The sequence below is a fragment of the Serratia sp. EC4 genome (assembly GCF_059652115.1).
Genome location: NZ_JBNIDE010000002.1, coordinates 299,138 through 316,171, shown reverse-complemented (window position 1 = coordinate 316,171; position 17,034 = coordinate 299,138). Strand labels below are relative to the sequence as shown.

At 58.1% G+C, this 17,034-nt stretch carries 13 protein-coding genes; 6 read left to right on the top strand and 7 right to left on the bottom strand.

The window, feature by feature from the left end; genetic code table 11:
* Positions 1–128: 128 nt before the first annotated feature.
* Together pgm and seqA are read right to left on the bottom strand one after the other, a co-directional pair.
* Positions 129–1,772, bottom strand: a complete 1,644-nt coding sequence (gene pgm, locus ACP39K_RS08135; RefSeq protein ID WP_016928750.1) for a phosphoglucomutase (alpha-D-glucose-1,6-bisphosphate-dependent) — start codon at positions 1,770–1,772, stop codon at positions 129–131.
* A 77-nt stretch (positions 1,773–1,849) separates the two neighbouring features.
* Positions 1,850–2,392, bottom strand: a complete 543-nt coding sequence (seqA, locus tag ACP39K_RS08130; RefSeq protein ID WP_161544481.1) for a replication initiation negative regulator SeqA — start codon at positions 2,390–2,392, stop codon at positions 1,850–1,852.
* A gap of 224 nt (positions 2,393–2,616) precedes the next feature.
* On the opposite strand from seqA, the gene ybfF reads away from it, so the two are divergent.
* The 4 genes from ybfF to fur all read left to right on the top strand — a co-directional run bounded on the left by ybfF (position 2,617) and on the right by fur (position 5,505).
* Positions 2,617–3,390, top strand: a complete 774-nt coding sequence (gene ybfF / locus ACP39K_RS08125) for an esterase (RefSeq protein ID WP_080286931.1) — start codon at positions 2,617–2,619, stop codon at positions 3,388–3,390.
* Positions 3,391–3,646: 256 nt separating this feature from the next.
* Complete coding sequence (gene ybfE, locus ACP39K_RS08120; protein ID WP_004939936.1) at positions 3,647–3,934, top strand: LexA regulated protein; 288 nt, start codon at positions 3,647–3,649, stop codon at positions 3,932–3,934.
* Positions 3,935–4,189: 255 nt separating this feature from the next.
* Complete coding sequence (fldA, locus tag ACP39K_RS08115) at positions 4,190–4,729, top strand: flavodoxin FldA (protein WP_004939938.1); 540 nt, start codon at positions 4,190–4,192, stop codon at positions 4,727–4,729.
* Positions 4,730–5,058: 329 nt separating this feature from the next.
* A complete protein-coding gene (gene fur, locus ACP39K_RS08110; RefSeq protein ID WP_004939939.1) occupies positions 5,059–5,505 on the top strand; it encodes a ferric iron uptake transcriptional regulator in 447 nt (148 codons plus the stop codon).
* A 251-nt stretch (positions 5,506–5,756) separates the two neighbouring features.
* On the opposite strand, the gene ACP39K_RS08105 is transcribed toward fur, so the two are convergent.
* The 5 genes from ACP39K_RS08105 to nagE form a co-directional block, all read right to left on the bottom strand.
* Positions 5,757–8,414, bottom strand: a complete 2,658-nt coding sequence (locus ACP39K_RS08105) for a beta-N-acetylhexosaminidase (RefSeq protein WP_497008419.1) — start codon at positions 8,412–8,414, stop codon at positions 5,757–5,759.
* Positions 8,415–8,427: 13 nt separating this feature from the next.
* Positions 8,428–8,754 carry a ChiQ/YbfN family lipoprotein gene (chiQ, locus tag ACP39K_RS08100; protein WP_016928754.1) on the bottom strand — a complete coding sequence of 109 codons (327 nt, stop codon included), beginning with the start codon at positions 8,752–8,754 and terminating at the stop codon, positions 8,428–8,430.
* Positions 8,755–8,800: 46 nt separating this feature from the next.
* Entirely contained in the window at positions 8,801–10,204 is a 1,404-nt protein-coding gene (chiP, locus tag ACP39K_RS08095; protein ID WP_033641082.1) for a chitoporin ChiP, read from the bottom strand.
* A 579-nt stretch (positions 10,205–10,783) separates the two neighbouring features.
* Positions 10,784–12,448, bottom strand: a complete 1,665-nt coding sequence (gene glnS, locus ACP39K_RS08090) for a glutamine--tRNA ligase (protein ID WP_033641083.1) — start codon at positions 12,446–12,448, stop codon at positions 10,784–10,786.
* Positions 12,449–12,688: 240 nt separating this feature from the next.
* Positions 12,689–14,725: an N-acetylglucosamine-specific PTS transporter subunit IIBC gene (nagE, locus tag ACP39K_RS08085; RefSeq protein ID WP_028127712.1), complete on the bottom strand. Its 2,037-nt coding sequence runs from the start codon at positions 14,723–14,725 to the stop codon at positions 12,689–12,691.
* A 334-nt stretch (positions 14,726–15,059) separates the two neighbouring features.
* Between nagE and nagB the strand changes: the two genes are divergently transcribed.
* Positions 15,060–15,860 (top strand): glucosamine-6-phosphate deaminase, encoded by an 801-nt coding sequence (nagB, locus tag ACP39K_RS08080; RefSeq protein ID WP_004939952.1) that lies wholly within the window; start codon positions 15,060–15,062, stop codon positions 15,858–15,860.
* An 18-nt stretch (positions 15,861–15,878) separates the two neighbouring features.
* Positions 15,879–17,018 carry an N-acetylglucosamine-6-phosphate deacetylase gene (nagA, locus tag ACP39K_RS08075; RefSeq protein ID WP_060444145.1) on the top strand — a complete coding sequence of 380 codons (1,140 nt, stop codon included), beginning with the start codon at positions 15,879–15,881 and terminating at the stop codon, positions 17,016–17,018.
* Positions 17,019–17,034: the final 16 nt, after the last annotated feature.

The following is a 17,034-nucleotide window of genomic DNA, read 5'->3' as shown; positions in this document are numbered from 1 at the left end:
GTCGATAACGCTAATCTAGATCGATATATCTAAATGCGCAAGCGCGTGCCGTGAAAAAGATATATCTAAATTGCAGACATAAAAAAAGCGCTGTAAAAACAGCGCTTTTTATCCATCAAGAAAAGCGATTACTTGGCGGAAGCCAGCACTTCGCTGACGATCTCGACCGCTTCGTGCTCAATCTTCTCGCGGTGTTCCGCCCCGAGGAAGCTCTCGCAGTAGATCTTGTAAGCCTCTTCGGTGCCGGAAGGACGGGCCGCGAACCAGCCGTTGTCGGTCATGACTTTCAGGCCGCCGATCGACGCGCCGTTGCCCGGCGCCGCGGTCAGACGTGCGGTGATCGGATCCCCGCCCAGCGTACTGGCCTTGACCATCTCCGGCGACAGCTTGGACAGCGCCGCTTTCTGCGCATGGGTTGCCGGCGCCTGGATACGGTTGTAGCTCGGCGCGCCGAAGCGCTTGGCCAGATCGTCATAATGATGCTGCGGGTTCTCACCGGTTACCGCGGTGATTTCAGCCGCCAGCAGGCACATGATGATGCCGTCTTTGTCGGTCGACCAAGGCTGGCCGTTGAAGCGCAGGAACGAGGCCCCGGCGCTCTCTTCACCGCCGAAGCCCAGGCTGCCGTCGAACAGGCCGTCCACGAACCATTTGAAACCGACCGGCACTTCCACCAGCTTGCGGCCCAGGTCAGCCACCACGCGGTCGATCATCGCGCTGGACACCAGCGTTTTACCTACCGCCACATCGGCGCCCCACTGCGGGCGATGTTGGAACAGGTAGTTGATGGCTACCGCCAGATAGTGGTTCGGGTTCATCAGGCCTTTCGGCGTGACGATGCCGTGGCGGTCGTAATCCGGATCGTTGGCGAACGCCAGATCGAATTTGTCGCGCAGCGCCAGCAGGCCGGCCATCGCCGACTCGGACGAGCAATCCATGCGGATGATGCCGTCGTGGTCCAGGTGCATGAAGCGGAAGGTCTGATCGATGGAGTCGTTCACCAGCGTCAGATCCAGCTTGTAGTGTTCCGCCACCCGCTGCCAATAGGCGATGCCGGAGCCGCCGAGCGGATCCACGCCCAGCTTCAGGCCGGCGCGTTGAATGGCCGGCATGTCGACCACGTCAACCAGCCCTTCGACATAAGGCTGCACCAAATCTTTGGCGTGCAGGTGGCCGCTGTTCCAGGCCTTGTCCAGCGACTGGCGCTGAACGCCTTTCAGCTGCTGCGCCAGCAGTTCGTTGGCGCGCTTTTCGATCACCGACGTCAGGTTGGTGTCAGCCGGGCCGCCGTTCGGCGGGTTGTATTTGATGCCGCCGTCTTCCGGCGGGTTGTGGGACGGCGTAATGACGATGCCGTCAGCCTGCGCGCCGCCGCGGCGGTTGTGGCACAGAATGGCGTGCGATACCGCCGGCGTTGGCGTGAAGCCGTTGTTTTCCTGCACGATCACATCGACGCCGTTGGCGGTCAGCACTTCCAGCACGGAAATAAAGGCCGGCTCGGACAGCGCATGGGTGTCTTTGCCCACGTAGCACGGGCCGGTGGTGCCCTGCTGATGACGAACTTCGGCGATCGCCTGAGCGATGGCGAGGATGTGCGCCTCGTTGAAGCTGTGGCGCTGCGCGCTGCCGCGGTGGCCGGAAGTGCCAAACTTCACCGCATGTGCGGCATTGCCAGCTTCCGGTTGCAGCACATAGTACTGCGACGTCAGCTGGGCTACGTTGATCAGATCGCTTTGACGGGCGGGCTGCCCGGCACGTGGATTATTCGCCATCGACATATCTCCCTCATCCCTGTCGGTGACCGGGCAAATACGTCGCGCACGGCCATCATGACGGGCTGTTCGCTAAATTAGACGGTACCGCAAACTTTCTCGATCAGTTCCGCCGGGAACTGCATCGCCTGCATGATGTGTTCGATCATGCTGCGCTTGCGGCCGGTATTGGTATTGGTGATCACCCAGTAAGGGGTGCCCGGTACATGCTTCGGCTTGGTGTGCGTGCCGTTGGCCAGCAGGGTCTGCTGATCGCCGGCGAAATAGGTGCGGGTGCGGCCGGTCAACGCCTCGGTAGCGGCGGCGAAACCGGCGGCATCGAGGGTGTATAGCGTGGACAGCACCAGCATGAAACGGTTGACCGCTTTGTTCTGCTCGGCGTATTCATCCGACAGCAGCAGTTCACGCACGGCGCGTACGCGATCGCGCGGGCGCTGAACCGGCGTCGCTTTTTCCAGTTCGACGGACGACGACGCACTGGCGGCAGGCAACGCGCGCACCGGCTGACCGGCGGTGAATTTCAACATGCGGCGTAAAATATCGGACGCGCTTTCACCGATGTGTTGCGTGTGGCTGGCAATATAACGGTAAAGCTCTTCGTCGACTTCAATAGTTTTCATCTTTATCCAATACTGTTTTTTCTACTTAGAACCTGAAGCCAGATCCTGCATTCAAGCCATGGGATTATAAGGTTAAAAGCGCTGGGGCGAACACAACAATGTGCCTCCGGACGGCAAATGCAGACTAATACCTATAGCCGGCACTGCCAAGCCCGCGCCGCGAAAATTCCGCATGATTCATCGTGCGATTCAATCATGATACCCTAATCTGAATCTCTCTCAGTATGAACTTCGCCATGAAATTACATTATCAACTGCTGGCCGCCGAGTCAGACGCGCTGCCGGTGCTGCTGATCCACGGCCTGTTCGGCAATCTCGACAACCTGGGCGTGCTGGCGCGCGATCTCCATAAACAGCACAGTGTGATCAAGGTCGATCTGCGCAACCATGGCCTCTCCCCGCGCGCCGACGACATGAACTACCCCGCCATGGCGCAGGATCTGCTGGCGCTGCTCGACGAACTGCAGTTGGAGAAAGCGATCGTCATCGGCCACTCGATGGGCGGCAAAGCGGCGATGGCGCTGACCGCCATCGCGCCCGAGCGCATCGCCAAGCTGATCGTCATCGACGTCGCGCCGGTGGATTACCAGACCCGACGTCATGACGAGATCTTCGCCGCGCTGAAGGCCGTCAGCGCCGCCGGCATCACCCAGCGCCAGGCGGCCGCCCAGTTGATGCGCGACTACCTGCAGGAAGAAGGCGTGATCCAGTTCCTGCTGAAGTCCTTCCATAACGGTGAATGGCGCTTCAACCTGCCGGTGCTGATCGAACGCTACGAAGACATCACCGGCTGGCAGGACGTCCCGGCCTGGCCACACCCGACCCTGTTCATTCGCGGCGGCCTGTCGCCGTACGTGCAGGACAGCTACCGTGCAGATATCGCCCGCCAGTTCCCGCAGGCCCGCGCGCACGTCGTCGCCGGCACCGGCCATTGGGTGCACGCCGAAAAACCGGAAGCGGTGCTGCGCGCCATCCACCGTTTCCTCGGCGAAGCCTGAAAAATACGTTAATCTGGCGAAAAAACGCGCTAAAGATAACGGCTTAGCGCGTTTAGCCCGCAGTTAGGCATTGTCGCCGCTCCATCTGCTGGGGTAATATGGCGCGCTATAATTTTGCCGCCGCGCCAGCGCGTTCGCGAACGCCGGTTCGGGGGTAAATTTGGGTTAGGGTTTATTGGCCCGAAGTGTGTTAATCGATGCCTCCGGAAGCGTGCGAGCGCTTTTTGATGCAAACTCCCTTGCAGTACCGCTACCTATGGCAAAAGAACAAACGGATCGCACGACGCTGGATCTGTTCGCAGATGAACGCCGTCCGGGGCGCCCGAAAACCAACCCGCTTTCCCGCGATGAACAGCTTAGAATCAATAAGCGCAATCAGTTACGGCGCGATAAAGTGCGCGGATTGCGGCGCGTAGAGCTGAAAATCAACGCGGATGCGGTGGACGCCCTGAACAAACTGGCGGAACAGCGCAACATCAGCCGCAGCGAACTCATCGAGCAGATGCTGTTGGCGCAACTGGCGGAAGAACAGCCGGAACATTGATCTCTTCGGCCGCACGCGCGGCGCGGCGTTAAGGACAACGCCGGATCGACCACGCTTTTCTTCATCCTTCGGCATCGCATAAATGCGATAAAACCCCGGCGCCACTTTCTGGCATGATACGCATTTACCGGTAAGAGACTGCGCCTGTCGGCGCCCGCCACCATGGCGAAAGGCTCTTGTCATGGCATCATTTTAATCGGCGGCAGTGCCGGCGCCGAGTAATGCAATTAATTGAATTTAAAGGTTATACGCGATATGGCTACTGTAGGCATTTTCTTTGGCAGCGACACTGGCAATACCGAAAACATTGCCAAAATGATCCAGAAAATTCTTCAGAAACAGTTTGGCGACGATGTCTCAGAAGTGCATGACATCGCCAAAAGCAGCAAAGAAGACCTGGAAGGGTTCGATATCCTGCTGCTGGGTATCCCGACCTGGTACTACGGTGAAGCGCAGTGTGACTGGGATGATTTCTTCCCGACGCTGGAAGAAGTCGATTTCAACGGCAAACTGGTGGCGCTGTTCGGCTGCGGCGACCAGGAAGACTACGCGGAATATTTCTGTGACGCGATGGGCACCATCCGCGACATCATCGAACCGCGCGGCGCGGCCATCGTGGGCCACTGGCCGACCAAAGGCTACCACTTCGAAGCTTCCAAAGGCCTGGCGGACGACAACCACTTCATCGGTCTGGCGATCGACGAAGACCGTCAGCCGGAGCTGACCAATGAGCGCGTGGACGCCTGGGTCAAACAGATCGTCGAAGAGCTGAGCCTGGCCGATATCGTCGGCTAAACGCCGGTACTGGCGAAAGGTTGAACAAAGGCCCTGTAAAGTGCATAGTGTGCCGACAGGGCCGTCATCGGCAACAGGGATTGCTGCGATAGAAGCTACAGATTTGTAACTTCCCACCCCGTCACGGTAGACTGAGATATCGGTTTATCCCATCCATCAAGGCGTTGCATGCAAAACATGCAATAGTGCAATTATATCTTTGTTAACAACCGGCGGTTTCCATTTAGTACAACCGGTTCTATAATGAGACGCATTAACTCTTTGTGCCGACCGATGCCACAGGCGAGTACGCCTCAACTTGATTAGCATAGTAACAGGACTGAATTCGCATGACCGACAACAACATCGCATTGAAGAAGGCCGGCTTAAAAGTCACGCTTCCGCGACTCAAAATCCTGGAAGTACTGCAAAATCCGGAATGCCATCACGTCAGTGCGGAAGATTTGTACAAAAAACTGATTGATATGGGCGAAGAGATCGGCCTGGCGACGGTTTATCGCGTACTGAACCAGTTTGACGATGCGGGCATTGTGACACGTCACAATTTCGAAGGCGGCAAGTCCGTGTTCGAGCTGACCCAACAGCATCACCACGATCACCTGATTTGCCTGGACTGCGGCAAAGTGATCGAATTCAGTGATGAATCCATCGAAGTGCGCCAGCGTGATATCGCCAAGCAGCACGGCATCAAGCTCACCAACCACAGTCTGTACCTGTACGGCCACTGTGAAACCGGTGACTGCCGCGAAGACGAATCGCTGCACGACAAGAAATAAGCCTGACCGGCTATGAAAAACCGCCTCACATTGGGGCGGTTTTTTTATGCCCGCCGTACAACGGGCAAAAAAATCCCCGGACAAGCCGGGGGAAGATCATGTCATGAAATACTACAATTGCAGCGGCACTGCGACTCCACGTACTGCTCTCACTTCAACATCCGCCCCACGCCGGCACGCGCGGGGGCGAACGCATTCCCCCTTCATTATGATGCGGCCCGCTGCCAGAACCACGGGCCCCGGAGCCAGACCTAGACCTTCTCGGCGCGGCTGTAGCGTTTACCGTCCGGGCTGACCGAACGCACCTGCACGTCACCGGAGACCGTCGGCTTGGCCTTGGCGTCATAGCGCTGCCACTGCTTGCCGCCGTCGGTGGAATACTCGATGCCCAATCCCGGCAGCGCGATATTCGCTTCCAGCTTGCCGCCCGCCACGCGGGCGCCCGGCACCGGCAGACGATAAGCGACGCCGCCTTTGTCCAGCTTGGCCAGTTCACGTTGGCCCAGGATATTGGCGAAGCGCAGCCAGTCTTTCTCCAGCGCCTGGGTATCGACAAAGTGGGTTTCCCCGCCTTTGTATTCGCGGCCGGCGCGATAGTCCTGCTCCCAACCGGCGCGGTGCCAGGCGCGTTCCGCCACCGACAGCGCGCGCGGGAAGATCATGTATTCCATCTGCGGATCGGTGCGCTGGGTTTCGCTCCACAGCTGAGCGGACAGACCGTAGGCACCCGGCCACGGCTTGTCGCTTTTGGCGTTGAAGTGGTTGCCGTCGCGGTCGACCGAGGTTTCCGCGTTCTGCGGCATGTTGTCCGGCGCGAAGCTGAACACCTTGCGCTCGTCGCTGAAGCGGGTGCCCCAGTAGTAACCGCGCTCGTCCGGATTCACCTCGTAAGGGAAGTCCATGTAGACGTAGTCCGGGTTGGAGACCACCACTTCATACCCTTTATTGGCCCAGTCGTTAACGCTGTCGAAACCGCCCCAATACAGGGTGTCCCAGAAGTTGACGCCCACGCGCGAGGTGGCGAACGCCTTCGAACTTTCGGCGTCTTTCAGACCGTCCTGCCAGGCCTGCATTCTGTCGATGCCGTGCGCCTTCACCAGCTTGCTGACCTCCTGGCCGAAGTAGCTCGGCAGGTGCTCCATGTCGGCCACCTTGCCTTCTTTGATCATCGTCTGGCACACCTGCGACTTGGCCCACGGCTTGTCTTCATTACTCTGGTCAATGATGCCTTTACCCGGTTCCGGTTTCGCCTTGTCGGTATAGCCTGCGCCCAGGCGGATGTTTTTCGCCTCATCGCCGCCAAAGTGCCAGGTTTTGATCGGCTGGCCGGCTTCTTTATGCATCTGGGCAATCTCGCCAATCACCTTGTCGACAAAGCGCTGGGAAGAGTCCAGGCACGGGTTCAGGTAGCTCTGGCGGTTAAAGAACTGCACGGAGGTGGTGTTGGAGGTATCGGTCGGATCCACCAGGCGGAATTCGTTGGCCTCCTGCTCTTTCCCGGCGGCATGCAGCTTTTTATAGCGCGCTTCCATCGAGACCACCGCGGCGCGGGCGTGTGCCGGCATGTCGATCTCCGGGATCACCTCAATCTGGCGCGCCTGAGCGTATTTGATGATGTCGATATAGTCCTGACGGCTGAAGAAGCCGCTGTAGACGTCCGGCCCCTGGCCGTACTGCGGCAGCAGGCAGGTGGTTTCGCTCAGATCGTGGCAGCGCTGGCCGCCGACTTCCGTCAACTCCGGCAAACCGGGGATCTCGATGCGCCAGCCTTCGTCATCGCTCAGGTGGAAGTGGAATTTGTTGAGCTTGTAAGCCGCCATCTGATCCAGCAGGCGCAGCACCGCGTCCTTCTTATGGAAGTTACGCGCCACGTCGAGGAAAATGCCACGATACGGGAAGCGCGGCGCATCGCTGGCGTCCAGCGTGGCGATCTTGCCGCTGCCGTCGCTCGGCACTAACGACAGGATCGACTGCAGCCCGTAGAACACCCCGGCCTGATCGAAGCCGATCACTCGCGCCTCTTTCTTGCCGATTTTCAGCTCATAGGCGCCCGATACCGCCATCGCGCCTTTAAACTTGCCCGGCTGGATATCGGTCTTGATCGGGTAACCGTTGGTCTGAACCGGCACGCCCAGCAGCGCGAAACGCTGGCTGACGACGTCCGCCGCCGGCTTGACCAGCGTGCTCAGATCCAGCGCCACCCCTTTGCGCAGGTCGGCGTCCTGTGCGTGGACCTTCACCTGCATCGGCGTCGGCACGATCTGGCCGCGCAGCGCGCCGGCGGGCAGCGTCTGCAGATCGGCATTGCTGACAAAGCGCGAAGCCGGCGTCATCAGAATGTTTTTGTCGTCCTTGGTGCGCTTCCACTGGTCGCCGGTGAACGGCGCCACAAACTGATCCAGGTTTTCGGTGTCGGTATTCGCCAGCATTTTCGGCTTGGCGTCGCCGGAGGTGGCATACCAACGCGGCAGGAAGTCGTTTCTGAACAGCTGCCAGTATTCGGCGACCACCGGGATTTCCACCGCCTTACCGGCCGGGAAACCGCTGAATTTGGCGGTCGGCTCCAGCTTGTACAGATCGCCGGTCAGATGCGCGATCTTGAACTGGTCGTTGTCCACCCGCAAGGTCTGCCGCGGGCTGTGGAAATAGATGACCCAGTCTTTGCCGTCGATCGCCTGGCCGTCGTTGCTGAGGGTGAACAACACCCGGTTGCAAGAGGCCCAGTCGGCGCCCAGCGCCGCGCAATCCACGCCGTTTTCGCCGGCGCGGTTATCCAGCATTTTCACGTTCAGCTTCAGCTGGCTCAGCTGATCCACCAGCTGTTGATCGGCCATGGCGCTCCCCATGCCGCCCAGGAATCCCATCGTTGCCGTCAACGCGGCTAATGCGCTCAGTTTGAATGCGTTCATCTTCTCATCCTTCTTAATTATTGTTATCGCGAATTTCTTGCCACAGCTTGCCGCACTTGGCGTCATAAGCCTGACCGTTACCGCTGTGAACCGCCATAATGCAGTTCTGATAATCCATCACCCGCACCGTTTCCTGCTCAGCAAATTGCTGGTGCTGTTTTTCTTGTTTCAGCACGTTCAGCACCGACTTGCAGGGCTGCAGACGCTCCGGCGAACCTTCGGCGGTGTTGATGCAGGCGCTGTAAGCCTGCTTCAATTTGGCGTCTTCCGGCGGCGCGGCGGGTTGCGCACAGGCGCTCAAGGCCGCGGCGGCCGCCAGCATCAGCATGATTTTTTTCATCGTTGAATTCCCTTAACTGCCCCCGGCGGCGAGGCCGGGGAACGCATCAGAAGATGGTGAATGGCGCGATGACCATGAACTTGACGTCTTTCTCGTCCTGGAAGATGTTGCCGTAACCGCCGCCCCAGCTCGGGATGTTGGTGTGGTTGTCATACTGGGTGTAGTGCAGCTTGATCAGGGTGCCCTTGGCGCGCCCTTCCTGGATGGTGTACATCGCGTCCAGGCTCCAGGCGCTCTCTTTCAGGCGCTGGCTCTGATCGTAGATCGGGTTGGTGCTCGGCTTGGCGTCCCAGGCGTACACGTAGGAGCCGCCGACCGCCATGCCCGGCAGGTTCCAGTTGCTGAGGTCGTACATCACGCCGGCGTACACCGCTTTCTCGCCGTTGGCGTTAAAGTCGGAGCGGTTGTCCCACCACACGTCCAGACGGCCGTTGGATGAGGCGTAGGTCGGGGTCATACGTTGCAGGAAGAAGCCCTGGTTGCCTTCCGCCTTGACCATGGTGCCTTCCAGACGCCAGTTGAACTGCCCGGTGGTGTAACCGAAGGTCAGCGCCTGCAGCCAGGCCAGGCCGTCGTAGATGCTGTTCGGATCGTTCTTGTCGCTGATGCGGTCTTCCGCGCCGTAGAACTGGTAACTGGTGGTCAGCGGGTTGCCCAGCAGATCGAATTTGTAAGACGCCTTGGTGAAGTACTGATTCACGTAACCCTGGGCTTGGCCGAAAGCGGCTTCCAGCACCAGATCGTTTTTGAAATCGTACTTGGCGCCCAGCGAGTGCAGATAGGAGACGCGGGTTTTCTTATCATTCTGGCGGAAGTCGTCCACCTCGATATGCCACGGCGCCTTGTATTTGTCGGCCCACATGTAGGAGAAGCTCAACGCGCCGGCATCGCCGTAGTCGAACTTGGCGCCGGCCTCGGCGCCCTGATAGGTGCCCGGCATAAAGCTCCAGTGCGGCGCCAGCAGGGTTTGGCCGCTCGGCTGAATGTAGCCGGCGCGCGCCCAGACCGGGCCGTATTTGAATTTGGCGGCGGCTTTGTACAGGCTGATACCGCCTTTGTCACCGGAGTAGTCTTCGTCGTAGGTACGGTTCTTCGAGGAGAACGCAATTTCGTTCGGGTGACCGCTGGCGCTGGATTCAGCCAGTTCGATGGCGGTAAAGGCGCCGACATCCAGACCGAACATGTCCCAGGCGTAGCCCGACGCGAAATCCAGGCTCAGGTTGGCGGTGGAGTGCGACAGGTTGGTGGTGTATTGGTTGTAATCCTTGCTGTCCGGATTGAGATCTTTACGGTCACGCTCACGTTGCCAGTAATAGATGCCGCCGGTCAGCGTGGAATCATCGATAAACCCTGCGGCTTTCGCCTCAGGCGCCATGGCAAACCCTGTTCCCAACAGCGCGCCCGCGACTGCGAGCGCCAGCGTTTTACGCTGAGCACCGTGCGTACCCATAGTGAAATTCCTCTTTGACTTAACTTAAAAGTTGCAGCCGCCTGTGTTCACCACTGCCCTGCACGACTGCCAATAAAAAACCCGAACGGGTAAAAAATATTGCCGACGAGATGTTATTCCCACAGCACTAATTGCTACAGATAGACTATTTTTCGCGACGCGAATTATCAAATGAAAAATGCGGGAGATTTGTCAAAGTATGACAAGCAGCACATATCAGTGAGATTTTGTTACGTCGGTGTTCATGGAGGGTGTCGAATAAAAAATTCAATTAAATCAGAATAAATTAAGATAAGAGGTCAACCAGAGACGATTAATGGTTTCAGCCTGACTAAATTCGTCAGTCAGACGATAAAAATTGAGAGCGCTCTCTAAATGAAATTAATTCGCATCACGAATATATAAGTAAAAATTAAGACTATTAAACCCAATATCAGAAAACTTATTGATTAACGCACCGCGATTAATTAAACACAGCCCGGAATAGCTGGGCAGGAATAGATGGTTTGCTCAATAGCAGACATAAAAAAAGCGCGGCTTAAAGCCGCGCTGATTCATTAATTTTCGAGGCGAATAAGATTAGCCTTCGATTTTCGCCCAGGTGTCACGCAGGCCGACGGTGCGGTTAAACACCAGATGTTCGGCCGACGAATAACGGTTGTCGGCGCAGAAGTAGCCTTCACGCTCGAACTGGTAGGCCTTCTCCGGCTGTGCGGCCGCCAGACTCGGCTCGACGAAGCCGTGCTTGATGACCAGCGATTCCGGGTTGATGGTGGAGAGGAAATCCTCCGCCGCGCCCGGGTTAGGCACGCTGAACAGGCGATCGTACAGGCGAATTTCCGCCGGCAGCGCGTGCGCCGCGGACACCCAGTGGATCACGCCCTTCACCTTGCGGCCGTCGGCAGGATCTTTGCTCAGCGTTTCCGCATCGTAGCTGCAGAAAATGGTGGTGATCTCGCCCGCTTCGTCCTTCTCGACGCGCTCGGCCTTGATCACGTACGCATTGCGCAGACGCACTTCCTTGCCCAGCACCAGACGCTTGTACTGCTTGTTGGCTTCTTCGCGGAAGTCGGCGCGATCGATATAGATCTCGCGGCTGAACGGCACATCGCGGCTGCCCATTTCCGGCTTGTTCGGGTGGTTAGGCATGGTGACCATTTCCACCGCATCGCCCATGTTCTCGATGACGACCTTCACCGGATCCAGCACCGCCATGGCGCGCGGTGCGTTCTCGTTAAGATCGTCGCGAATGCAGGATTCCAGCGCCACCATCTCGACGTTGTTGTCTTGCTTGGTCACGCCGATACGCAGGCAAAACTCACGAATCGAGGCGGCGGTATAACCGCGGCGGCGCAGGCCGGAGACGGTCGGCATGCGCGGGTCATCCCAACCTTCGACGATCTTCTCGGCCACCAGCTGGTGCAGCTTGCGCTTCGACATGATGGCGTATTCGAGGTTGAGACGCGAAAACTCGTACTGCCGCGGGTGGCAAGGAATGGTGATGTTATCCAGCACCCAGTCATACAGACGGCGGTTATCCTGGAATTCCAGAGTACACAGCGAATGGGTGATCCCTTCCAGCGCATCGGAAATGCAGTGGGTGAAATCGTACATCGGGTAGATGCACCATTTGTTGCCGGTCTGGTGGTGTTCGGCGAACTTGATGCGGTACAGCACCGGATCGCGCATCACGATAAACGGCGAAGCCATATCGATCTTGGCGCGCAGGCAGGCGGCGCCTTCGGCGAACTCGCCGTTGCGCATCTTCTCGAACAGCGCCAGGTTCTCTTCCACGCTGCGGTCGCGGTACGGGCTGTCTTTGCCCGGCGCGGTCAGGGTGCCGCGATATTCACGGATCTGCTCCGGCGACAGCTCATCGACGTAGGCCAGCCCCTTGGTGATCAGCTCAACCGCATACTGGTGCAGCTGATCGAAATAGTCTGAGGAGTAATGAACGTTGCCGCTCCACTCAAAGCCCAGCCACTCCACGTCGTGCTTGATTGACTCCACGAACTCGATGTCTTCTTTCACCGGGTTGGTGTCATCGAAACGCAGGTTGCACTGGCCCTGATAGTCCTTGGCGATGCCGAAGTTCAGGCAGATGGACTTGGCGTGGCCGATATGCAGATAGCCGTTAGGCTCCGGCGGGAAACGGGTATGTACCGACGTGTGTTTCCCCGACGCCAGATCTTCATCGACGATCTGACGGATAAAATTGGTTGGGCGGGCTTCAGCCTCACTCATTTCACTGTTCCTCAATGCAAAGCGCTACACATAACCGCCTATGATCCAACAAGCCACGTCTGGAAACAACCGTTTGTTTCACGAAAAATGCGGCATATTGCACCCTCGGCGCGCAGCGCGCCGCCGTGGCGCGAAACGGGATAAAAAAAGCGGGAAGAGATCGCTCTCTTCCCGCCAAGTCGGGGCAAACTCCGCCATGATGCGTGACCGGCCCCGGGTACTACTCAGGTAAAAACGGCCTTACTTTTGGATCTCGTACAGCTTGGTCTGACCGGCGACCACTGAGCCGCTGGCCAGCGCCGCCAGGCCGGCATAGTCGTCAGAATTGCTGACCACCACCGGGCTGATCATCGAACGCGCATTGGCGTTCAGGTAATCCAAATCCAGTTCCAGAATCGGTTGACCGGCTTTCACTTCCGCGCCCTCTTCCACCAGGCGTTTGAAGCCCTGGCCTTCCAGCGCGACGGTGTCGATCCCCATGTGCACTACGATCTCGGCGCCCTTGTCGGTTTCCAGGCAGAAGGCGTGGTTGGTATTGAAGATTTTCACCACGGTGCCGTCAGCCGGCGACACGACGATGTTGTCGGTCGGGCGAATCGCCAGGCCGTCGCCTACCGCCTTGCTGGCGAAGGCTTCGTCCGGCACCTGATCGAGCGCCACCACTTCACCGGTTACCGGCGCCACCAGCGTTTCAAACGCGGCTTTCGGTGCGTTCGGCACCGCCTGCGGTTTGGCTTCCGCAGCAGGAGCCGCCGCCGGAGCCGCCGCAGCCGCCACCGGGCCGGCCGCAATTACGTTGCGCATTGCGCTGGCAATCAGCTCGGCACGGGTGCCGACGATCACTTGCACGCTCTGCTTGTTCAGACGGATAACGCCCGACGCGCCGAGGCGCTTCGCCAATGCGTCGTTCACCAGCGCAGAGTCCTTCACGTTCAAACGCAGTCGGGTGATGCAGGCGTCGATGCCGGTCAGGTTGTCGGAGCCGCCGATCGCGCCGACGTAGCGACGGGCCAGCGTGGTGGTTTCATTCTCGTCTTTACCGGCGCTGCTGTTGACGTTGACGTCATAACCGTCGGTTTCGTCACCGGCAACCGCCAGCTCGCGGCCCGGGGTCATCAGGTTGAACTTGTTGATGGTGAAGCGGAACACCACATAGTAGATAACGAAGAACACCAGGCCCTGCGGGATCAGCATGTACCAGTGGGTCGCCAGCGGGTTACGCACCCACAGCATCATATCCACCAGGCCGGCGCTGAAACCGAAGCCTGAAATCCAATGCATGTTAGCGGCGATGAACACCGAGATACCGGTCAGTACGGCGTGGATCACGTACAGCACCGGTGCCACGAACATGAAGGAGAACTCCAGCGGTTCGGTGATGCCGGTAAAGAAGGCAGCGAATGCCCCTGCCATCATGATCCCCAGCACCTTCGCCTTATTCTCAGGACGCGCGCAGTGATAGATGGCCAGCGCCGCGCCCGGCAGACCGAACATCATGATCGGGAAGAAGCCCGCCTGATAACGGCCTGTGATGCCAACAACCGCTTTACCCGCGTCAATCGACTGCTGGCCGCCGAGGAAGTTAGGGATATCGTTGATGCCGGCCACGTCGAACCAGAACACCGAGTTCAGCGCGTGGTGCAAGCCGACCGGGATCAGCAGGCGGTTGAAGAAGGCGTAGATGCCCGCGCCGACGGAGCCCAATTTTTGGATGTGTTCGCCGAAGCTCACCAGAGCGCCGAACACGACCGGCCAGACGAACATCAGGATGTAAGCGACCAGGATCATCAGGAAGGAAATGAGGATCGGCACTAAACGGCGGCCGCTGAAGAACGACAGCGCCTTAGGCAGCTCGACGCCGCTGAAGCGGTTGTACACTTCGGCGGAGATGATACCCACCAGAATACCAACGAACTGGTTCTCAATCTTGCCGAACGCGGCAGGCACCTGATCGAGCGGGATCTTCTGAATCATCGACACGGCGGCCGGTGAACAGAGGGTAGTCAGCACCAGGAAACCGACGAAGCCGGTCAGTGCGGCAGATCCGTCCTTATCTTTGGACATGCCGTAGGCGACACCAACGGCGAACAACACCGCCATATGATCGATAATCGCAGAGCCAGACTTAATCAATAAGGCAGCGAAAGCGTTGTCGCCGCCCCAACCAACAGGGTCAATCCAGTACCCGACGCCCATCAAGATGGCGGCGGCGGGCAGCGTGGCGACCGGCACCATCAGCGCCCGTCCCACCTTTTGCAAATAACTAAGAATGTTCACCTTTTCCCCCTATGTTGTCCGCGGACGGACCCTATTAGTAGTTTATTTGGAGCTCTCACTACCTTTTTAGAAACAGCGCTTGGCACGTATCACTCATGCCGAGTGTAAAAAAATTATTTTGTATCGCAAATTAAAACCTCCCTTTTTGTGATAAATATCACCAAAAAGTAGTCTTCACCTCCCAGATTGCTGGCCATCACACAAAACTTATTTTATCATTCAAAAAATCAACCGAACGGACGATTCACGCGAGAATCATAAAGCTGGGTTACGCTTAGGACTCCCGCAGGCCCGTACAGTATAGCTTTAGTTTACTTATCCCAAGAGGTGTTAGATGAGACTTATCCCACTGAAAGATACCGCACAAGTCGGCAAATGGGCCGCGCGTCATATCGTTCAACGCATCAACGCATTCAAGCCAACCGCAGAGCGCCCGTTTGTACTCGGCCTGCCTACCGGCGGCACGCCGCTGGAAGCCTACAAACATCTGATTGCGATGCACAAAGCAGGTGAAGTAAGCTTTAAGCATGTTGTGACTTTCAACATGGACGAGTACGTTGGCCTGCCGCAGGAACACCCGGAAAGCTACCACACCTTCATGTACCGCAACTTCTTTGATCACGTTGATATTCCTCGTGAAAATATCAACCTACTGAACGGCAACGCCGCGGATGTCGACGCCGAGTGCCGCCAGTACGAAGAGAAGATCAAGTCTTACGGCAAAATTAACCTGTTCATGGGCGGCGTGGGTATCGACGGCCATATCGCGTTCAACGAGCCGGCTTCGTCCCTGGCTTCGCGCACCCGCATCAAAACGCTGACCGAAGACACCCGCATCGCCAACTCGCGCTTCTTCGGCGGCGACGTCAGCCTGGTGCCGAAATATGCGCTGACCGTCGGCGTGGGTACGCTGCTGGACGCGGAAGAGGTGATGATCCTGGTGACCGGCCACGCCAAGGCGCAGGCGCTGGAAGCCGCTGTGGAAGGCAACATCAACCACATGTGGACCATCAGCTGCCTGCAGCTGCACGCCAAAGCGGTGGTGGTGTGCGACGAACCGGCCACCATGGAACTGAAAGTCAAAACCGTCAAATATTTCCGCGAGTTAGAAGCGGAAAGCGTGAAAAGTCTTTAATCTTTGCAGGGGGCTACGATGTTCGCTTTAACCCACGGCCGAATCTATACCGGCCACGACGTACTTGATGACCATGCAGTCATTATCGCTGATGGGCTGATTGAGAAAGTCTGCCCGGTGGCTGAATTGCCCGCCGGCATCGAAACGCGCGACCTGGGTGGCGCCATCCTGGCCCCCGGGCTTATCGACGTGCAGCTGAACGGCTGCGGCGGCGTCCAGTTCAACGATTCGCTGGAAGCCATCTCGGAAGAAACGCTGGAGATCATGCAGCGCGCCAACGAGAAATCCGGCTGCACCAGCTATCTGCCGACGCTGATCACCAGCAGCGACGAATTCATGAAGCACAGCGTCAACGTGATGCGCGCTTATCTGAAAAAGCACCAAAACCAGGCGTTGGGCCTGCACCTGGAAGGGCCGTACCTCAGCCCAGTGAAAAAAGGCACCCACAACCCGGCGTTCATTCGCAAGCCGACCCAGGACATGATCGATTACCTGTGCGCCAACGCCGACGTGATCACCAAGGTGACGCTGGCGCCGGAAATGGTTGAGCCGCACTTTATCAAGCAGCTGACCGAGGCCGGCATCGTGGTCTCCGCCGGCCACTCGAACGCCACCTACGATCAGGCGCGCACCGGCTTCGCTGCCGGCATCAGCTTCGCCACCCACCTGTACAACGCCATGCCGTATATCACCGGCCGCGAACCGGGGCTGATGGGGGCTATCTTCGATACGCCGGAGGTCTATACCGGCATCATCGCCGACGGCCATCACGTAGCCTGGGCGAGTATCCGTAACGCCAAACGCCTGAAAGGTGATAAATTGGTCTTGGTCACCGACGCGACCGCACCGGCGGGTGCAGATATTGACCAATTTATTTTCGCCGGTAAAACAATATACTATCGGGATGGGCTGTGCGTGGATGAGAACGGCACCCTGAGCGGTTCCGCGCTGACCATGATCGAAGCGGTGCAAAACAGCGTCGAGCATATCGGCATCGCGCTGGACGAAGCGCTGCGCATGGCGACGCTGTACCCGGCGCGCGCCATCGGCGTCGATCACCGTCTGGGTACCCTCGAAGCCGGCAAGGTGGCTAACCTGACCGCCTTCACCCGTGATTTCAAGATCACCAAAACGCTCGTTAACGGTAACGAGGTTTAATTCAATGAACAGCGAG